This is a genomic window from Actinoplanes sp. NBRC 101535 (assembly GCF_030269225.1).
In the GTDB taxonomy this organism is placed as follows: domain Bacteria; phylum Actinomycetota; class Actinomycetes; order Mycobacteriales; family Micromonosporaceae; genus Actinoplanes; species Actinoplanes rectilineatus.
Genome location: NZ_BSSY01000002.1, coordinates 257,040 through 274,464, shown reverse-complemented (window position 1 = coordinate 274,464; position 17,425 = coordinate 257,040). Strand labels below are relative to the sequence as shown.

Here is a 17,425-nt window from a genome sequence, read left to right as displayed (position 1 = left end):
CTCACCATCCTGCCCCCGCACCGGGACCGGCGGCCGAAACTCTCAGCGCCCTCGCAGGCTGCGGACAGCTTTGAACACGCCGTATCCGGCACCGGCTGCGAAGGCCAGGAAGATCAGTCCGAGGACGACCTCGAAGCCCCTGTCCACGTCGTCGAGTGTCGACGCGAGCAGCATCAGCAGGCCGAGACCACCGAAGAGGAGCAGCCCCGGAACGGCGAAGACCAACCCCACGATCGGGCCGGCCTTGCCACCCTGCGACGGCGCCTGCGGGTGGCCGTACCCGCGCTGCCCCGGCGGCTGCGGGGCCGGGATGCGGGACGGGTCACGGGCCGGCATGGCGGCGTGCAGCTCCGGGCGTACCCGGGAGTCCAGGGCCGGCAGCAGGGCGTGCCCGTTGGTGAACAGGGTCGGCTCGAAGTGCACCTGGATGCCGTCGTGGCCGACGAACCGGCGGGCGCCGTCCGGCCAGATCAGCAGCACCGAGCACTCGTCGAAGTGGACGGTCGCCGCCGAGCCGTCACCGACCAGGCTGATCCCGCGCTCACCGGCCACCACCACGACGGACGGGTCCTCCAGCGAGGGGTACGCCGTGCCCTGCGCCACCGACTCGGACTCCCGGGGTGCCTCGGCGTATCCGGCCCAGTCCGCGCGGGTCCGCCCCGGCGTCATCAGCAGGCCGTCGGCGTGCGCGGTCACCGCGACCGCCGCCACATCGGCCACCGTGACCGCGCGCAGCTCGGCGAGCGAGTCCTCGAGCGTCTGCACGGGCCGGCCGGACAGCAGGTTGAACGCCTGTCCGGGCAGACGGGCGCCGCTCTCCTCGGCCCGCGTGGCCTCCTCGGCCCGTTGGGTGATCACGGTCTTGACGTCGGCCTCGTCGATCAGGCCGAGCCGGAACCCGGCCAGCACGTCGACGAACCCGCCGAGCACCGCGGACTGCTTCTCCGGCAGCACGTCGGCGACCGCGGTGACGACCGCACTGCCGTCGGCCCGCGGCTCGTAGTTGGTCTGCACCGTGTACGACAGGCCGCTCTCCTGCCGCAGGGAACGGAACAGCGCGCGTTCCAGGACGCCGCTGAACACCGCGGACCGGGCCTCCCGGCGGACCACGGTGTCCCAGCCGACCACGTTGGACGGACCGGAGAAGTGCGCCGGGCGTACCGGAAGAGCCGACGACGGTGCCGGAACCGGCTGCCGCCGCCCGGACGGCAGGTTGAGTTCGAGGCCCTCGGGAACGCCCGGACCGGCGATCCAGAGGACCGCGTTCTCCTTGGTGAAGTACTGCGCGACCCAGGCGCGCAGGTCGTCGGGGGTGATCCCGGTGAGACCCCATTCCGGGTACGTGGCCAGGCCGTAGTCGCGGGCCCCGTGCCGCCACAGCGCCATCGCCTCGGTCGGTCCCTCGCCCCGCCCGTTCTCCTCGGTGCGCAGGATCTCCTTCTCGGTGACCAGGCGCTGCATCGGCAGGTCGCTCAGCGCGGCGCAGACGCCGTTGAGGAACGCCACGATGTCCGCCTCGGCGCCCTGCATGTGGAAGAAGGTGAACTCCACCCCGGTGGCGCCGTTGTAGTGGTAGTCGGCGACCCCGAACGAGTGCAGCGCCAGGTGCTCGACCAGGTGGGTGATGCCCCGCCGGGCCAGCGTCTCGTCCGCGAAGCCGACCCGGAAGACCAGGCCGGCGTGCATCGGTCCGGTGGTCGGCGCCAGCACCACGGGGATGCCGCCGACCTCGAGCTCAGTGATCATCGTGCGCCTCCGAACGCCCACGTGCGTGCCTGCCGGATCCGGACGGCGGCGTCCGCCTCCTGGTGCGACCAGGGATCGGCGACGGCGAGGTTGCCGAGGACGCCGAACATCCGGGCCGTGTTGGGCTGGTCCTGGACGAGCGCGAAGTATGCCGCAAAGGTGTTCGCCGCGCGGACCCAGCCGTAGTCGCGACGGAACTCCGGGTGCAGCACCGAATGCTCGGCCACCCGGTAGAGGTCGTTGCGCATCCGCTGGTCGTGCAGCAGCGAGCCGCGTTCGGCGTCGTTGTCGGCGGTGGTGTACCGGGCGAAGAACGCCTCGGCGAGCAGCAGGCCGTGCGGGCTGCCGGGCGGGGCGGCCAGCGCCGAGTCCCGGGCGAACTCGTGCAGCTCCTCCCAGCTGCCGAACCACTTGGGCTCCAGCCCCCAGGCGAGCTCCATCTGGCCGGGCAGGTGGTGCGGCACGGCGGCGGAGAGACGGTCGTACCGGCGGCGGCTCTCGGCGCTGCCCAGCGACAGTCCGCGGGCGGCCAGCAGCCGGGCCGTCCAGACCGCGGCGTCGGACCGGTCGTACGCGCTCGCGTCGATCAGCGCCTGCTCGGCCCGGCACAGGTGGTCCCGGAAACCGGCCCACTGCTCCGGCGTCACGTCCTTGGCCCAGGCCGCGGTGCGGATCTCCCAGCCCAGGTAGATCAGGTGGAAGCCGAGCAGCGCCGACGCGGCGCCGTCCCGGGGGTCTTTGCGCAGCACCTCGCGGAGGAAGCCCTCCAGGTCCTTCTCGTCGCCGGCGGTGCGGATCAGCGAGGTCCGGTCCGCGGGGCTCACCGAGTCGAGCAGGGCACGGCACGCGGACCAGTCCCGCCGGGCGAGGGCCGCGGTCAGCACCGGGATGTCCGGATACGCGGCGGCGGGGTCGAAGACCACGTCGGAGGGATGCGACATGGCGCGCAGCATAAGCGTCGATCAACCGTCGACGCATCGGCGATACCGGCCTCAGCCGTTCGACCGACGGTTCAGGTCTCTCGGCGCCACCACGGACGGCCGGCCACCGGGGCCGGGACCGCCGACGGGTCACGGGCCGGCATCACCACCCGCAGCGCACCGGGGAAGCGCTGGTCGAGGTCCCGGACGACCTCTTCGGCGCCGCGGAACAGGGTGGGTTCGACCTTCGCCACGATCGCGTCCTCACCGACCAGATGGCGTCCGCCGTCCGGCCAGGCGAGCAGGGCGGCGCAGGTGTCGTACCGGACGGTCGCGGTGGCATCGCCGGTGATCACACTCACACCCTCGTCGCCGTGGATCAGGCGCAGCGCCCGGTCCTTACGCCCCCGGTACGCCCGGCCGCTCACCACCGGGCCGGACGAGACCGGGGCGGCGGCGTACCCGGCCCAGTCGGCGGCCGTGCCCTCCGGGGTCATCAGCAGACCCTCCCGGTACGCGTCCGCGGCCACCTCCGCCACGTCGGCCGCGGTGACCGCGCGGACCTCGGCGAGCACCTCACCGATGCCCTGCACGCCACGGCCGGCGAGCAGGTTGAACGCCTGCCCCGGCAGCCGGCCGCCCCGGGACTCGGCGTGCTTGAGACCGTCGCAGGTCAGGCCGACGACGGTGGCCACGTCCTCATCGTCGATCCGGCCGGCCCGCATCCCCGCCAGCACGTCGACCATCCCGCCGAGCACCGCCTCCCGCCGTCCGGGCAGGGAGTCGGCGTACGCGGTGATCCGGGCGGAACCGGCGGCCCGGGGTTCGTACTCGGTGCGTACCTGATCCGAGATGCCGCCCCGCAGGCGCAGGTCACGGAACATCTGGCGCTCCAGGACGTTGGCGAAGACCGCGGCACGGGCCTCACGGCGTACCACGGTGTCCCACCCCACCATGTCGCTGTCGCCGGCGAACCAGGCCGGTGCGCCAGGGGGTGCGGCCGACGGTGCCGGAGGCGCCTGCCGGACGCCGGAGCGCAGGTCCAGGCGCAGACCCTCGGCGGGACCGTCACCGGCCACCCAGAGCGCCGCGTTCTCCCTGGTGAAGAACCGGCCGATCCAGTCGTGCAGGTCCTCGCCGGTGATCCGGTCCAGGCCCCACTCGGGGTAGCTGGCCATGCCGAAGTCGCGGGCGCCGTAGCGCCACATCGGCAGCCGGTCGCGTCCCCGGCCGGCCGATTCGGCGTGCAGGGCCTCCGCCGCCTCGGCGATCCGGTCGGCCGGCGGGTCGCGCAGCACCGCGCAGACCCCCTCCAGGAAGGCGGTGATCTCGTCAGCGGTGCCCTGGGTGTGGAAGTACGTGTGCTCCACGCCGGTGGCGCCGTTGCGGTGGTGACCGGCGGAGGGCCGGCCGAGCACCAGGTGCTCGACCAGGTGGGTGATGCCGCGCCGGGCCAGCGGCTCGTCCGCGATGCCGACCCGGAAGACCAGGCCGGCGTGGGTGGGACCGCCGGTCCGGGCGACCACGGCGGGGATCCCGTCCACCTCGGTCAGCCTGATCATCGGTCTCCTCCGGCGGCCCGCTCGGCGTTGCGGCGGTACTTGGTGATGACGGTGGCGGGGTCGCCGAGCAGGTTCCACGGGTGCGCGGAGTCCAGCTCGCCCAGTTCGGCGAAGAGGGACGCGGCTGCCTGCTGGTCGTCGAGCAGCGCGAAGACCATCGCGAAAGTGCTCACGACCTCGACCCATCCATGGGTACGCCGGAAGTCCGGGTGCCACACCGCGTGGTGGGCGGCGTCGTACAGCTCGGCCCGGACGGTCTCGCCCGCCAGGTGGCCCCGGCCGGTCTCCCGCCACCGGCCGAGGTGCACCTCGGCGATCAGCACCGGCTGGTGCGCGCCGGGCGGGGCGTCCTCGGCGGCCTCCACGGCGAACCGGTGGGCACGCTCCCAGGAACCACCGCGACGAGGCGTCAGGTGGTGCAGGAATTCCACCTGTCCGGGCAGGTGGTGCGGGTCGAGCTCGGCCAGCCGGTCGTACCGCCGTCGGGCCTCGGACCGGCCCAGTTCGAGGCGCCGGGCGGTGATCAGCCGGGACACCCAGACCGCGTGGTCGCCGGGGCTGTGCGCGGCGGCCGAGATCAGCACCCGCTCGGCCTTGCGGAAGCACTCCGGGCAGCCCGGCTCGGCGCGCTCCTCGGCGTGCACCTCCCAGCCCACGTTGATCAGGTGCCGGCCGAGCAGGGCGCCGGCCGCGCCGTCGGCCGGGTCGGCGCGCAGCACGCCGCGCAGGAAGTCCTCCAAGCCGGGCTCGTCCGCGCCGGCCTGGATCAGCGCGGTGCGCTCCGCGGGCTCGGCCGGGTCGAGCAGTCCCCGGCAGGCCGGCCAGTCACCGTCGTCCAGAGCCGTCCGCAGTCCCGCGATCTTCGGGTACGCGACGGCCGGGTCCAGAACCGGGTGGTGGGGGGGCATGGCGGGCAGCATAGAGCTTCCGCGATGGCCCCTGGATTTCGGGTGATCAGGCCTTTGTCAGGACAGGCCACTCAGGACAGCAACGGATCGCCGAGCAGATGCTCGAAGGCGAGTTCGGCCGCCCCGATCAACCCGGCGTCCGGACCGAGTTCCGGCGTCCGCAACCGCACGTGTTCCCGGCAGGCGGCGAGCCCGACCCCGTTGAGCCGGCTGCGGATCTGCGCCGCCGCACCGAGATAGACGTCCCGCAGCGTGCCCCCGAAGATGACCACCTCCGGGTTGAAGATGTTCACCAGGTTGCCGACGCCGAACCCGAGCCAGTCGCCGACCTGCCGCATCGCGTGCTGGGCCTGGCTGTCGCCGCGCTGCGCGGACTCCACCACGCCGAGTACCGCCTCCCGGCCGCTGTCGCCGGTCCGCCCGGCCAGCCGCAGCAGCGCGTGCTCACCGATCTCGGTCTCCCAGCATCCGCGCGAGCCGCAGCCGCACGGCCGCCCGTACGGGTTGACGACCATGTGCCCGACCTCGCCGCCGTACCCGCCGTGCCCGGTGACCCGGCGGCCACCGGCCACGATCCCGGCGCCGACACCCGCGTCGCCGTAGAGGTAGATGACGTTGTCGCAGCCCACCGCCGCACCACGGGCGTGTTCGGCGAGGGCGCAGACGTCGGCGTGGTTGCCGGCCGTGAGCCGTCCGAGATCGCCCAGTTCGGCGCGCAGGGCCGCCCCGGCCGGCTCCTGGATCCGGCCGGCCGGTGGGGACAACCGGACCATGCCGTCCTCGCCGCGGACCATGCCGGCCACCGCGAGTCCGGTGCCCACGCACCGGGCGTCGTCCGGCACCCCGGTGCGCATCGCCCGGACGTAGCGGGCCAGGGGCCGCACCGCGTCCTCGGCGGTCATCCCGGGTGGGCGTTCGGTCTCGTACTGCTCCAGGATCCGGCCGCCGAGACCGATCCGGGCCGCCCGCAGCCGGTCCACCTCGATGCTCAGCGCGTACGCGTAGATCCGGCCCGACTCGGGCCGGACGACCAGTGACGGCCGCCCGGCCCGGTGGATCCGATTCGGCACCGCCTCGCTGACCAGTCCCGCACTGATCAGGTCGGCGGTGAGTGCCCCGATGGTGCTGCGGTTGAGTCCGAGACGGGAGGTGAGTTCCGCCCGGGACGTCGCGCCGTGGACGTGCACGTACCGCAGAAGTGTTCCCAGGTTGTGCCGGCGTACCTCTTCCTGACTGGGGCCGGCACGCATCAGCGGAGCACCGTCCCCCGTGCCGGCGCTCGATTCATCGGTTGCCCGTTGCCGCTGCTCTGCGCCGGGCCAGCGCGTCGACGCTCGCCGCTGCCAGCAGCACCAGACCGGTGAAGATGAACTTCTGGCCGGAACTGAAACCCATCAGGCCCATGCCGTTGTCGATGACCGCGATCACCGCGCCACCGATCACCGCGTTGATCACCTTGCCCTTGCCGCCGAAGAGGCTGGTGCCGCCGATGACCGCGGCGCCCACCGAGTAGAGCAGCACGTTGCTGCCACCGGTGTTCGGGTCGACCGAGCCGGCCCGGCTGACGATGAGGATGCCGCCGATCGAGGCCATGAACGAGCCGATGACGAAGACGGAGATGCGGATCCGGTCGACCGGGATACCGGCGCGCCGGGCCGCCTCGGTGTTGCCGCCGACGGCGTACACGTGCCGGCCGTACGTGGTGCGGCCGAGCACGAACGTCCAGATCACCATGAACACCGCGATGATCGGGACGACGATCGGGACGCCCTTCAGCGAGTTGATCGCCGGGTTGATCGACCGTTCCTGGGTGAGCACCCAGGTGCCGGCGACCAGCAGCAGGCCGAGCGCCACGATGCGGGTCGCGACGATGCCGAACGGCTCGGTGACCAGGTTGCGGGACGCCCGTGCCCGGTAGCGGTTGAGCTGTGCCAGGGCGAATCCGGCGACGCCGACGAGGGTGACCACCCAGCTCCAGGTCACCGACAGGTTCGACTTGTTGAGCGAGTTGACGAACTCGTCGGTGATCGAGATGTTCTTGCCGCCCTCGAGCAGGGTCAGCAGGATGCCCTGGAAGCCGAGGAAGGCGGCCAGGGTCACCACGAACGACGGGATCCCGAGCTTGGTCACCAGCAGACCGAGCACGAGACCGATGACCACACCGGTGAGCATGGCCGCCGGGATCGCCACCGACCAGGGAAGTCCCTCGTTGGTGAGCAGGATGGCCAGGACCGCGCCGCACACGCCGCTGGCGAAGCCGGCGGAGAGGTCGATCTCGCCGAGCAGCAGCACGAACACCAGGCCCATGGCGATGAAGACCACCTGGGCGCTCTGGTTGAACAGGTTGGCGAAGTTCAGCGCGGACAGGAACGTGTCGCTGCGGGCCACGCTGAAGATCAGCGTGAGGACGAGCAGGCCGAGGACGGCCGGCAGGGCGCCGAGGTCACCACCGCGGACCCGCGCCCAGTAATCGCGGACGTGGCTGGCGACCGTGGGTTTGACCGCCTGGATGCCGCCGGCCGTGGTCGTGGTGGTCGTCGTGGTCATGGCGCCTCTCCCGGCGTGATGTCGATGAACTCGGCCGGCTTCTCGGCCGGCAGGCCGAGGTCGCCGCTGCGTCCCGCGGTGATCAGTTCGACGATCTGGGAGTGGGTCACGTCCGCGGCCTTCACCTCGGCGGCCATCCGGCCGAGGTAGAGCGCCGCGATCCGGTCGGAGACCGCGAAGACGTCGTTCATGTTGTGCGAGATCAGCACGACGCCGAGGCCGTTGTCGGCGAGCCGCCGGACCAGTTCGAGGACCTGGGCGGTCTGCGCCACGCCGAGGGCGGCGGTCGGCTCGTCGAGGATGACGACCCGGCTGTTCCAGAGGACCGCCTTGGCGATGGCGACGGTCTGCCGCTGGCCGCCGGAGAGGCTGGCGACGAGCTGCCGCAGGGATTTGACGGTGCGGACCGAGAGGCTGCGCAGGGTCTCCCCGGCCATCTCCTCCATGGTGGCCTCGTCCAGGACCAGGCCGGACTTCTTCTCCCGGCCGAGGAACATGTTCTGGACAATGTCCAGGTTGTCGCAGAGCGCGAGGTCCTGGTAGACGACCTCGATGCCGAGCGCCGAGGCGTCCCGCGGGCTGTGGATCGCGACCTCGTCACCGTCGAAGGTGACCGTGCCGGCGTCGATGGTGTAGATACCGCTGATGCATTTGACCAACGTGGACTTTCCGGCGCCGTTGTCGCCGACCAGGGCGGTGACCTCACCCGGGTAGACGTTCAGTCCGACGTCGTGCAGGACCTGGACGGGACCGAAGCTCTTGTCGATCCCGCGCAGTTCCAGAAGGGGTGTCGCGGTCACTGATGGTTCTCCTTCGTCCGGTGACCGTGGTGCCCGGCTCCGCCACCTCGTCGTGGCTCCGCCGACAGCGGGAGGGGTGACACAGAGCGACTCCGGCGCCGCCCACGGGATCCGTGGACGGCGCCGTCGCGAGTCGCTGTCGCAGGCTGGTCGTCAGCCTTGGGTCAGCTGATGCCGGCCTCGGTGCACGCCGCCGCGAAGTCCGCGGTGCAGAGCTCCTCCTTGGTGACGAAGCCGTCGGCGATGACGTCCTTGACGTTCGCCTTGGTGATCGACTTCGGGGTCAGGAGCACGGACTTGACGTCCTTCTTGGACTCCGGGTCGGTCACGCTGCTGGTGGCGGTGGTGGGCGCCTCGCCCTTGGCCAGCGCGATCGCCAGTTCGGCGGCGGCGTCGGCCTCGTCCTTGATCGCCTTGTAGACGGTCATGCACTGGTCGCCGACCAGGACGTTCTGCAGGCCCTGCACCGTGGCGTCCTGACCGGTCACCGGGACCTGGCCGTTCAGCTTGTTCTTCTTCAGCACCTGGATGGCCGCGTTGCCGAGGCCGTCGTTCGCCGCCAGGACACCCTTGATGTCCTTGTTGGTGGTCAGGTTCTGCTCGAACAGGGTGCCGCCCTGGGCGTTGTCCCAGTCCGGAACGTCGGTGTCCGGGCCCTTGAGGTACTCGCCCGAGTCGAACTTCGGCTTGAGCACCGAGTCGTAGCCCTGCTTGAACAGCGAGGCGTTGTTGTCGGTCGGCGACCCGTTCAGGTACGTCACGACCGGCTTGACGGCCTTCTTCTCGGTGAGGCAGTCGATCAGGCCCTGGCCCTGCAGTTCGCCGACCTTGACGTTGTCGAAGGACACGTAGAAGTCGGCGCCGCCGTTGAGGGTCAGACGGTCGTAGTCGATGGTCGCGATGCCCGCGGCCTTGGCCTTGTCCAGGACGGCCTTACCGGTGCCGGAGTCCAGGTTGACGGTCACCAGGACCTTGACGCCGCTGGAGATCATGCCGTCCGCGAGGGTCTGGAACTGGGTCTTGTCGCCCTGCGCGTTCTGGATGTCGGCCTCGACGCCGGCCGCCTTGAAGGCGTCGGTCAGGTATTTCACGTCGGCGGTAGCCCACCGCGCGGAGCTCTTGGTATCGGGCAGGATCACGCCGACCTTGCCGACGGCCGAGCCGCCCTCGGCGCCGCCTTCGTCACTGTCGCTGTTGCTGCCGCAAGCGGCCGTGCTTCCGGTGGCCAGCAGGCCGACCGCGGCAAGGGCGAACAGTCCCTTACGCATTCCTTGTGTCCTTTCGGGGGGTAAATCCGGAGCCTTATTTCGGATTTGTCAGGGTGCGTGCTGCCTGGGAACGCCGCCGCCCTGGTGACGCCGATGGATCAGGAACCGGTTTGTTGTGCCCGGCAACGTATTCCCGTAGTGGCCTGGAACACAAGGCACAACGAGCGTCGATCCCGTACTCAGGGATAACAATCCGGCAACACGGCTGTGCGGTGATCCCGAAGGACAGTCCCGAGATAACGGGACAAGTCAGGATCGGATGGGCGCCACCGTCGCGTCGGACAGCCGGATCAGATCGGCCGGAGCGAGGGACACCTGCAGGCCACGGCGGCCGGCGGAGACGTACATCAGGTCGAGGCCGGTCGCCGAGTCGTCGATCACGGTGGGCAGGCGCCGGCGCTGGCCGAGCGGGCTGATCCCACCCCGGACATAGCCGCTGCTGCGCTCGGCGGCGGCCCGGTCGGCGAGCACGGCACGCTTGCCGCCGGCCGCGTGAGCGAGCGCCTTCAGGTCGAGGTCGCCGGTCACCGGCACCACACCGACCACGAGGCCGCCGTCCACCTCGGCGACGAGCGTCTTGAACACCCGGCCCGGCTCGATCCCGAGCGCCTCGGCGACCAGGGCGCCGTAGTTCGGCGCGTCCGGCGAGACGTCGTACGGGTGCAGGGTGTGCTCCACCCGCTCCTTGATCAGCAGGACGGTGGCCGGGGTGCCCGCCGCTTTCTTGGCCATGCGGGCACGCTACTCCCCTGGTGACCGCCGTTACGCCGCGGAGGTCAACAACACCACTGGCGCGCCGTTCATCCTGGTCAGCACCACTCCGGCCGGATTCGGACCGGACAGCTTCAGATCCTTGCGCAGCTGCTCGGGCACCAGCGCCGAGCCCCGCTTGCGGATCTCCAGCCGGCCGACGCCCCGCTCGCGCAACAGGGCCCGCAGACGCTTGAGCGAGAACGGCAGCACGTCGGTGACGGTCAGCCGGCGCGCGTACGGGGTGTCCACCGGCTCGTCGGTGTAGACATACGCGATCTCCGGGTCGGCCAGCCGACCGCCGACCGTCGCGGCGAACTCGGCCACCAGATGCGAGCGGACCACCGCCGGATCCGGGTCGTACAGGTAGCCGCCCACCGCGCCCACCGGCGCCGCCTCGACGCCGGTGCCGGTCAGCTCGCGGACCTCGCCGGACGCGCCGATCAGCGTCGCCCGCCGGGGCGCCGCGGCCAGCGGGCCGCACCAGAACGCGGCCTCGACCAGGTCGCCGCCGACGCTCACCCACTCGCCCTCGGCGCCCGGCGGCAGCAGATCGTGGTCGATGCCGGGCGCGAGCTTCAACGTGGTCAGCGGGACCCGGCCGGGCAGGCCTGCGATGAAGTCCCAGGACGGCGAGTACGACTTCGGATTGAACACCCGCCCCCGGCCGGTCTGTCGGCGGGCCGGGTCGGCGAAGACCGCGTCGTAGCGCTCGACCTCGACCGTGGTGGCGTCGGCGCACTCGACGGTGATCAGCTCGGCGAGACCGGCCGCCTCGGCGTTGGCCGCCGCGATCGCCGCGGTCAACGGGTCGGCCTCCACGGCGTACACCCGGATGCCGCGCCGGGCCGCGGCCAGCGCGTCGGAGCCCAGCCCGCATCCCAGATCCACCAGGGACCGCACCCCGGCATCCGCGAGGCGCGCCGCCCGCCGGTCCGCCACCACCGACCGCGTCGCCTGCTCCCATCCGGCCCGAGTGAAGAACATCCGGGCGGCGTCCGGGCCGAACTTGCATGCCGCGCGCCCGCGCAAACTAGCCTGGGTCAGAGCGGCCGCGGCCAGATCCGCGGGGATGCCCCGCGACCGCATGGCCGAGGCCGCCACGAGTGGGTCGGCACCGGCCAGTTCGTCGGCCGTGGCCAGGGCTTTCTCTCCGTCGGGAGAACGCAGCACGCGCAGCAGCTCAGGGGTCACACCAGGCATTCTCCCTGGCGTGACGTGTTGGCACTCTGGTTGACGGAGTGCTAGATCCGGAATAGTCTCCCCGTTAGCACTCTCAACATGAGGGTGCCAGCCGCACGGCCCGTCCGTGCGGTTAGGCACCAGGCGGACCGGCACCCGCGACGACGGCCCCGCCCGGTGGCATGAGGCATCTGACCGGCCTGACTCAAGGTCGGCGAAACCTGTACCCAGGAGGGTATGCCCGTGACTACCGCGACCAAGGTTGCGATCAAGCCGCTCGAAGACCGCATCGTGGTTCAGGCGAACGAGGCTGAGACCACCACGGCGTCCGGCATCGTGATCCCCGACACCGCCAAGGAGAAGCCGCAGGAGGGCACCGTCCTCGCTGTCGGCCCCGGCCGGATCGACGACAAGGGCAACCGCGTCCCGCTCGATGTCAAGGTCGGCGACGTGGTCCTCTACTCGAAGTACGGCGGCACCGAGGTCAAGTACGCCGGCGAGGAGTACCTGGTGCTCTCCGCCCGCGACGTCCTCGCGGTCATCGAGAAGTAAGACCTAACTGATTGCGCTCGCGCCCTGTTCCGATAACTCGGGGCAGGGCGCTGGTGCGTGAAGGGACCATAAATGGCGAAGATCCTCAGCTTCTCCGACGACGCCCGGCACCTGCTGGAGCACGGCGTCAACACGCTCGCCGACACGGTCAAGGTCACCCTCGGGCCGCGCGGTCGCAACGTCGTCCTGGACAAGAAGTTCGGTGCGCCCACGATCACCAACGACGGCGTCACCATCGCCAAGGAGATCGAGCTCACCGACCCCTACGAGAACCTCGGCGCGCAGCTGGTCAAGGAGGTGGCGACCAAGACCAACGACGTCGCCGGCGACGGGACCACCACCGCCACCGTGCTCGCGCAGGCGCTGGTCCGCGAGGGCCTGCGCAACGTGACCGCGGGTGCCAACCCGATCGGCCTCAAGCGGGGCATGGACCAGGCCAGCGAGGTCGTGTCCAAGGCTCTGCTGGCGAAGGCCGTCGAGGTCTCCGACCACAAGGCGATCGCCAACGTGGCCACCATCTCGGCCCAGGACGCCACCATCGGCGAGCTGATCGCCGACGCGATGGACCGGGTCGGCCGCGACGGTGTCATCACCGTCGAGGAGGGCTCGGCGCTGCACACCGAGCTCGACGTCACCGAGGGTCTGCAGTTCGACAAGGGCTTCATCTCGCCGAACTTCGTGACCGACGCCGAGTCGCAGGAGGCGGTGCTGGAGGACGCGTACATCCTCCTCACCACCCAGAAGATCTCCAGCATCGAGGAGCTGCTCCCGCTGCTGGAGAAGGTCCTGCAGACCGGCAAGCCGCTGCTCATCGTGGCGGAGGACGTCGAGGGCCAGGCCCTGTCCACCCTCGTGGTGAACGCGCTGCGCAAGACCGTCAAGGTCGCCGCGGTGAAGGCGCCCGGCTTCGGTGACCGCCGCAAGGCGATCCTGCAGGACCTGGCGATCGCGACCGGTGGCGAGCTGATCGCCCCCGAGCTCGGTTACAAGCTCGACCAGGTCGGCCTCGAGCAGCTGGGCAGCGCCCGGCGCATCGTCGTCGACAAGGAGAACACCACGATCGTCGACGGTGGCGGCCAGTCCGCCGAGGTCGCCGACCGGGTCTCGCAGATCCGCAAGGAGATCGAGGCGTCCGACTCCGACTGGGACCGCGAGAAGCTCCAGGAGCGCCTCGCGAAGCTCGGCGGCGGTATCGCGGTGATCAAGGTCGGCGCCGCGACCGAGGTCGAGATGAAGGAGCGCAAGCACCGCATCGAGGACGCCATCGCCGCGACGAAGGCCGCGGTCGAGGAGGGCACCGTCCCCGGCGGCGGCGCCGCTCTCGCCCAGGTCGCCAAGGAACTCGAGGGTGGCCTCGGCCTGACCGGCGAAGAGGCCCTCGGTGTCGCCATCGTCCGCAAGGCGCTGGTGGAGCCGCTGCGCTGGATCGCGCAGAACGCCGGCCACGACGGCTACGTCGTGGTGGGCAAGGTCAACGAGCTGGGCTGGGGCCACGGCCTCAACGCCGCCACCGACGAGTACGTCGACCTGGCCGCGTCCGGCATCATCGACCCGGTGAAGGTGACCCGTAACGCGGTCTCCAACGCCGTCTCGATCGCCGGCCTGCTGCTCACCACGGAGAGCCTCGTGGTGGAGAAGCCCGTCGAGGCCGCTCCGGCCCCGGCCGGCGGCCACAGCCACGGCGGTCACGGCCACAGCCACTGATCGTCCGCTCACGGAAAGGGCGCGTCCTGCGGGGCGCGCTCTTTTTGGTCCTCACCCTGCCAGGAGTGCCACAGCGCCGCGTAGGCGCCGTTCTTGGCCACCAGCTCGTCGTGCGAACCCAGTTCCACGATCCGGCCGTCCTCGACCACCGCGACCCGGTCCGCGTCGTGCGCCGAGAACAACCGGTGGGCGATCGCCACCACGGTCCGGCCGCGGACCACCGCCGCCAGCGACCGTTCCAGGTCCCGGGCCGACCGCGGATCCAGCAGCACCGTCGCCTCGTCCAGCACCAGCGTGTGCGGATCGGCCAGGATCAGCCGGGCCAGGGCGACCTGCTGCGCCTGCGCCGGGGTGAGCAGCCGGCCACCGGCGCCGACCGGCGTGTCCAGCCCGGCCGGCCAGCCGTCCACCCAGTCCAGCGCGTGCACCGCGGCCAGGGCGGCGCGGATCTCCGGGTCGGGGGCGGCGGGGCGTACCATCGCGACGTTCTCGCGCAGCGTGCCGGCGAAGACGTGATGCTCCTGGCTGACCAGCGCCACGTGGGCGCGGAGCCGGTCCGGCGACAGCTCACCGAGCGGGACCCCGCCGACCGTGATACTGCCGGACGTGGGCCGGTGCAGGCCCGCAAGCAGGCAGCCCAGGGTGGACTTGCCTGCGCCGGAGAGGCCGACAACCGCGATCCGCTCGCCCGGTTCCAGGGTCAGATCGATGCCGTGCAGCACCTCGCGGCCCGCGACGTAACCGAACCGGACGTCGCGCAACTCGATCCGGTCGTTCTCCGGTTCCCGCGCCGGTGTCCGCCCGGCCGGCGGATCGGCCGCCACCCCCAGCAGACGGGCCAGCGAGGCCGCGCCCACCTGCAGTTCGTCGAGCCAGTTGAGCAGCCGGTCGAGCGGGTCGATCAGCTGCTGGACGTAGAGCACCGCGGCCGCGGTCTGCCCCAGGGTCACCGCGCCCCGCAGATACAGCCAGCCACCGGCCAACAGTGTGATCACCAGCGGGAGCACGTAGCTCACCTCGAGCACCGGCCACCAGACGGTCCGCAGGTGCAGCGTGTACCGCTCGGCGATCCAGGACCGCCGCAGGTCGGCGTCGGTACGCCCGGCCCGCTGCCCCTGCCGCCCGAGGGCCTCCACCGTCCGGGCCCCCTCGACGGTCTCGCTGAGCCCGTCGGTCACCTCCGAGTACGCCGCGTTCTGCCGCAGGTACCCCCTCGGCGCCCGGCGCAGGTACCACCGGGTTCCGGCCACCGTCAGCGGCACCCCGACCAGCAGCGGCGCCGCCAGCAACGGGTCGAGCACCAGCAGCGCCACCACGATCAGCACCGTGGTGATCAGCGCGATCATCGTCTCCGGCACCGCGAACCGCACGCACTTCGACAGCGCGTCCACGTCCCGGGTGGTCCGGGTCAGCAGGTCACCGGTGCCGGCCGCCTCGACCGTGCCCAGCGGCAACGACAGCACCCGGGCGATGAACCGTTCCCGCAGCCGGGCCAGCACCCGTTCGCCGAGCCGGGCCGACGCCACGTGCGCGAACCGGATCAGCACCGCCTGCACCAGCACGAACCCGGCGATGGCCAGTGCCAGCCGGTCCAGTTCGGCGATCCGCGCACCGTCCTGGATGCCCTGCACCAGTTCGCCGAGGAGCCGGGGACCGGCCAGCCCGGTGCAGGCGGCGAGCAGGTGCAGCCCGACGGCGGCCTGGAACATCCGGGCATGACCGCGGTAGAGGTCGCGGGCGTACCGGCGTACCTGGGCGGTGCCGGCCACCGGGAGCGGTCGGTTCACGGCAGGTCCCCGCGCGACACCATGGCGGCGTAGCGGGGCTCCGCGACGAGCAGGTCGTGATGGGTACCGGACGCGACCACCCGGCCCTGCTCCAGGTAGAACACGTGGTCGGTACGGTTCAGCACCAGCGGACTGGACGTGCAGATCACCGTGGTCCGCCCGGCCCTCGCCGCCCGCAGCCGCTCGGCGATCAGTTCCTCGGTGTGCGGATCGACCGCGTTCGTCGGCTCGACCAGGATCATGATCTCCGGGTCGGCGAGCAGCGCCCGGGCCAGCCGCAGGCGCTGCTGCTGGCCGCCGGAGAAGGACCGGCCCCGTTCGGCGACCCGGGTCTGCACCCCGGCCGGCAGCGCCTCGACGATCTCGGTGGCCGCCGCGGCCTCCAGCGCCTCCGGGAGGGCACCGTCACCGGCCGGGTCCAGATCGGACCGCAGCCGGCCGGAGAAGAGCCGCGCCTCGTTCTCCACCACCAGGATCCGACGGCGGACCTCGGACAACGCGGCGGCGGCGAGCGGCAGGCCGTCCAGGGTGGCGCCGTCGGCGTACCGGCCCAGCCGGTCGGCGACCCGGGCCGCGTCCACCGGGTCGGCCGCGGCTATCGCGGTGAGCCGGCCCGCGGCGATCACCACCCGCGACTCCGGGTCGGCCAGTTCGCCCCGGGGCAGCGGCACCGGGGCCGCCGGATCGGGCAGGTCCGTCCGCACCCCCAGCATCGTCACCACCCGCTGGGCCGACACGTGTCCCCGGGTCAGCTTGTCGATCGCCTCGGTGAGCTGCCGCATCGGCGCGACCAGGAAGGCGGCGTACGCGTAGAACGACACCATCTCCCCCACGGTGATCCGCTGCTGCAGGGCGAACCGGGCGCCCAGCCACGTCACCAGCACCAGGAAGATCCCGGGCAGCAGCACCTGGGCCGCTTCGAGCAGCGCCTCCACCCGGGCGGTACGCACCCCGGCGTCCCGCAGCGCCCGGGACTCGGTGGCGTACCGGTCGGCCATCGCCTGTTCGCCGCCCACCCCGCGGATCACGTGCAGTCCGGCGACCAGGTCGGCCGCGTTGCCGGTCAGCCGGCCCTGCTGCCTGCGGTACGCCTCCTGCTGCCGGTGCAACGGCCGGATCAGCGCCCCGGCGACCAGCAGCAGCACCGGTACGCCGAGCAGCACGACCAGTCCGAGCGGCACCGAGACGTGCAGCAGCAGCACGGTGACGGTGACGATCGCGATCAGCCCGCCGAGGCTGCGGGCCGCGATGTCGATGGCCCCGCCGATGTGGGTGAGGTCGGAGGTGCCGATCGCGACGACCTCACCGGCGTCCAGCCGTCGCGGCAGGGTGGCGCCGAGCAGGTTGGCGTGCCGGACGGTCACCTGCACGGTCCGGAAGGAGGCGCCCAGCCAGTTCGCCACCGCGAACCGGTGCCGGGCGATGCCGGCGAGCGCGTGCGCGACCCCGACGAAGAGCAGTATGAGTCCCCAGCCCAGCAGGGCGGTGCCCCGCCGCTGGGCGGCCGCGTCGATCGCCTGGCCGACGATCGCCGGCACCATCGCCTGGAATCCCATCCAGGTGACGGCCAGGCCTACGGCGGCCGCGGTGGTCAGGCGGGAGCGCCGCACGAGCCAGCAGAGGTACCGGGCGGCGGACCGGTCAACGGGACGGCCGGGATCGGCCACGGGCAATCTTCGCATCAGGCCCCGACGGTAAG

General features: G+C 71.7%; 14 protein-coding genes. 2 read left to right on the top strand and 12 right to left on the bottom strand.

Features of this window, described 5'->3' with window-relative positions:
• Nucleotides 1-42: 42 nt before the first annotated feature.
• From QSK32_RS06305 to QSK32_RS06260, 10 genes are all read right to left on the bottom strand, one after another.
• The gene (locus QSK32_RS06305) at nucleotides 43-1,746 is read right to left on the bottom strand and encodes a M16 family metallopeptidase (RefSeq protein ID WP_045744334.1); all 1,704 of its coding nucleotides are present in this window, start codon (nucleotides 1,744-1,746) and stop codon (nucleotides 43-45) included.
• Nucleotides 1,743-2,687, bottom strand: a complete 945-nt coding sequence (locus QSK32_RS06300; protein WP_285471418.1) for a DUF4034 domain-containing protein — start codon at nucleotides 2,685-2,687, stop codon at nucleotides 1,743-1,745. The genes QSK32_RS06305 and QSK32_RS06300 overlap by 4 nt, the downstream gene beginning before the upstream one ends.
• A gap of 71 nt (nucleotides 2,688-2,758) precedes the next feature.
• Complete coding sequence (locus tag QSK32_RS06295) at nucleotides 2,759-4,228, bottom strand: peptidase M16 family protein (RefSeq protein ID WP_285471417.1); 1,470 nt, start codon at nucleotides 4,226-4,228, stop codon at nucleotides 2,759-2,761.
• Complete coding sequence (locus QSK32_RS06290; RefSeq protein WP_211275435.1) at nucleotides 4,225-5,136, bottom strand: hypothetical protein; 912 nt, start codon at nucleotides 5,134-5,136, stop codon at nucleotides 4,225-4,227. The genes QSK32_RS06295 and QSK32_RS06290 overlap by 4 nt, the downstream gene beginning before the upstream one ends.
• A gap of 71 nt (nucleotides 5,137-5,207) precedes the next feature.
• Nucleotides 5,208-6,386: an ROK family transcriptional regulator gene (locus tag QSK32_RS06285; RefSeq protein WP_045744331.1), complete on the bottom strand. Its 1,179-nt coding sequence runs from the start codon at nucleotides 6,384-6,386 to the stop codon at nucleotides 5,208-5,210.
• Nucleotides 6,387-6,420: 34 nt separating this feature from the next.
• A complete protein-coding gene (locus QSK32_RS06280; RefSeq protein ID WP_045744330.1) occupies nucleotides 6,421-7,683 on the bottom strand; it encodes a sugar ABC transporter permease in 1,263 nt (420 codons plus the stop codon).
• Complete coding sequence (locus QSK32_RS06275; RefSeq protein ID WP_045744329.1) at nucleotides 7,680-8,483, bottom strand: ATP-binding cassette domain-containing protein; 804 nt, start codon at nucleotides 8,481-8,483, stop codon at nucleotides 7,680-7,682. The genes QSK32_RS06280 and QSK32_RS06275 overlap by 4 nt, the downstream gene beginning before the upstream one ends.
• A 164-nt stretch (nucleotides 8,484-8,647) precedes the next feature.
• Nucleotides 8,648-9,751, bottom strand: coding sequence for a sugar ABC transporter substrate-binding protein (locus QSK32_RS06270; protein ID WP_045744328.1), 1,104 nt, complete (start codon nucleotides 9,749-9,751; stop codon nucleotides 8,648-8,650).
• Between the two features lie 249 nt (nucleotides 9,752-10,000).
• A complete protein-coding gene (gene ybaK / locus QSK32_RS06265; RefSeq protein ID WP_045744327.1) occupies nucleotides 10,001-10,483 on the bottom strand; it encodes a Cys-tRNA(Pro) deacylase in 483 nt (160 codons plus the stop codon).
• Nucleotides 10,484-10,513: 30 nt separating this feature from the next.
• Nucleotides 10,514-11,704 (bottom strand): class I SAM-dependent methyltransferase, encoded by a 1,191-nt coding sequence (locus QSK32_RS06260; RefSeq protein ID WP_285471416.1) that lies wholly within the window; start codon nucleotides 11,702-11,704, stop codon nucleotides 10,514-10,516.
• Nucleotides 11,705-11,926: 222 nt separating this feature from the next.
• On the opposite strand from QSK32_RS06260, the gene groES reads away from it, so the two are divergent.
• The gene (gene groES / locus QSK32_RS06255) at nucleotides 11,927-12,235 is read left to right on the top strand and encodes a co-chaperone GroES (protein ID WP_014687825.1); all 309 of its coding nucleotides are present in this window, start codon (nucleotides 11,927-11,929) and stop codon (nucleotides 12,233-12,235) included.
• A 72-nt stretch (nucleotides 12,236-12,307) separates the two neighbouring features.
• Nucleotides 12,308-13,939 carry a chaperonin GroEL gene (gene groL / locus QSK32_RS06250; RefSeq protein WP_045744325.1) on the top strand — a complete coding sequence of 544 codons (1,632 nt, stop codon included), beginning with the start codon at nucleotides 12,308-12,310 and terminating at the stop codon, nucleotides 13,937-13,939.
• Between the two features lie 8 nt (nucleotides 13,940-13,947).
• Here groL and QSK32_RS06245 read toward each other — a convergent pair whose 3' ends face one another.
• Complete coding sequence (locus QSK32_RS06245; protein ID WP_285471415.1) at nucleotides 13,948-15,726, bottom strand: ABC transporter ATP-binding protein; 1,779 nt, start codon at nucleotides 15,724-15,726, stop codon at nucleotides 13,948-13,950.
• Entirely contained in the window at nucleotides 15,723-17,408 is a 1,686-nt protein-coding gene (locus tag QSK32_RS06240) for an ABC transporter transmembrane domain-containing protein (protein ID WP_045744323.1), read from the bottom strand. The genes QSK32_RS06245 and QSK32_RS06240 overlap by 4 nt, the downstream gene beginning before the upstream one ends.
• Nucleotides 17,409-17,425 lie beyond the last annotated feature (17 nt).

What these genes read in the sequence shown, in the direction of transcription:
- QSK32_RS06305 (WP_045744334.1), bottom strand. Translation starts at nt 1,746, where the DNA reads ATGATCACTGAGCTCGAGGTCGGCGGCATCCCCGTGGTGCTGGCGCCG.
- QSK32_RS06300 (WP_285471418.1), bottom strand. Translation starts at nt 2,687, where the DNA reads ATGTCGCATCCCTCCGACGTGGTCTTCGACCCCGCCGCCGCGTATCCG.
- QSK32_RS06295 (WP_285471417.1), bottom strand. Translation starts at nt 4,228, where the DNA reads ATGATCAGGCTGACCGAGGTGGACGGGATCCCCGCCGTGGTCGCCCGG.
- QSK32_RS06290 (WP_211275435.1), bottom strand. Translation starts at nt 5,136, where the DNA reads ATGCCCCCCCACCACCCGGTTCTGGACCCGGCCGTCGCGTACCCGAAG.
- QSK32_RS06285 (WP_045744331.1), bottom strand. Translation starts at nt 6,386, where the DNA reads ATGCGTGCCGGCCCCAGTCAGGAAGAGGTACGCCGGCACAACCTGGGA.
- QSK32_RS06280 (WP_045744330.1), bottom strand. Translation starts at nt 7,683, where the DNA reads ATGACCACGACGACCACCACGACCACGGCCGGCGGCATCCAGGCGGTC.
- QSK32_RS06270 (WP_045744328.1), bottom strand. Translation starts at nt 9,751, where the DNA reads ATGCGTAAGGGACTGTTCGCCCTTGCCGCGGTCGGCCTGCTGGCCACC.
- ybaK (WP_045744327.1), bottom strand. Translation starts at nt 10,483, where the DNA reads ATGGCCAAGAAAGCGGCGGGCACCCCGGCCACCGTCCTGCTGATCAAG.
- QSK32_RS06260 (WP_285471416.1), bottom strand. Translation starts at nt 11,704, where the DNA reads ATGCCTGGTGTGACCCCTGAGCTGCTGCGCGTGCTGCGTTCTCCCGAC.
- groL (WP_045744325.1), top strand. Translation starts at nt 12,308, where the DNA reads ATGGCGAAGATCCTCAGCTTCTCCGACGACGCCCGGCACCTGCTGGAG.
- QSK32_RS06240 (WP_045744323.1), bottom strand. Translation starts at nt 17,408, where the DNA reads ATGCGAAGATTGCCCGTGGCCGATCCCGGCCGTCCCGTTGACCGGTCC.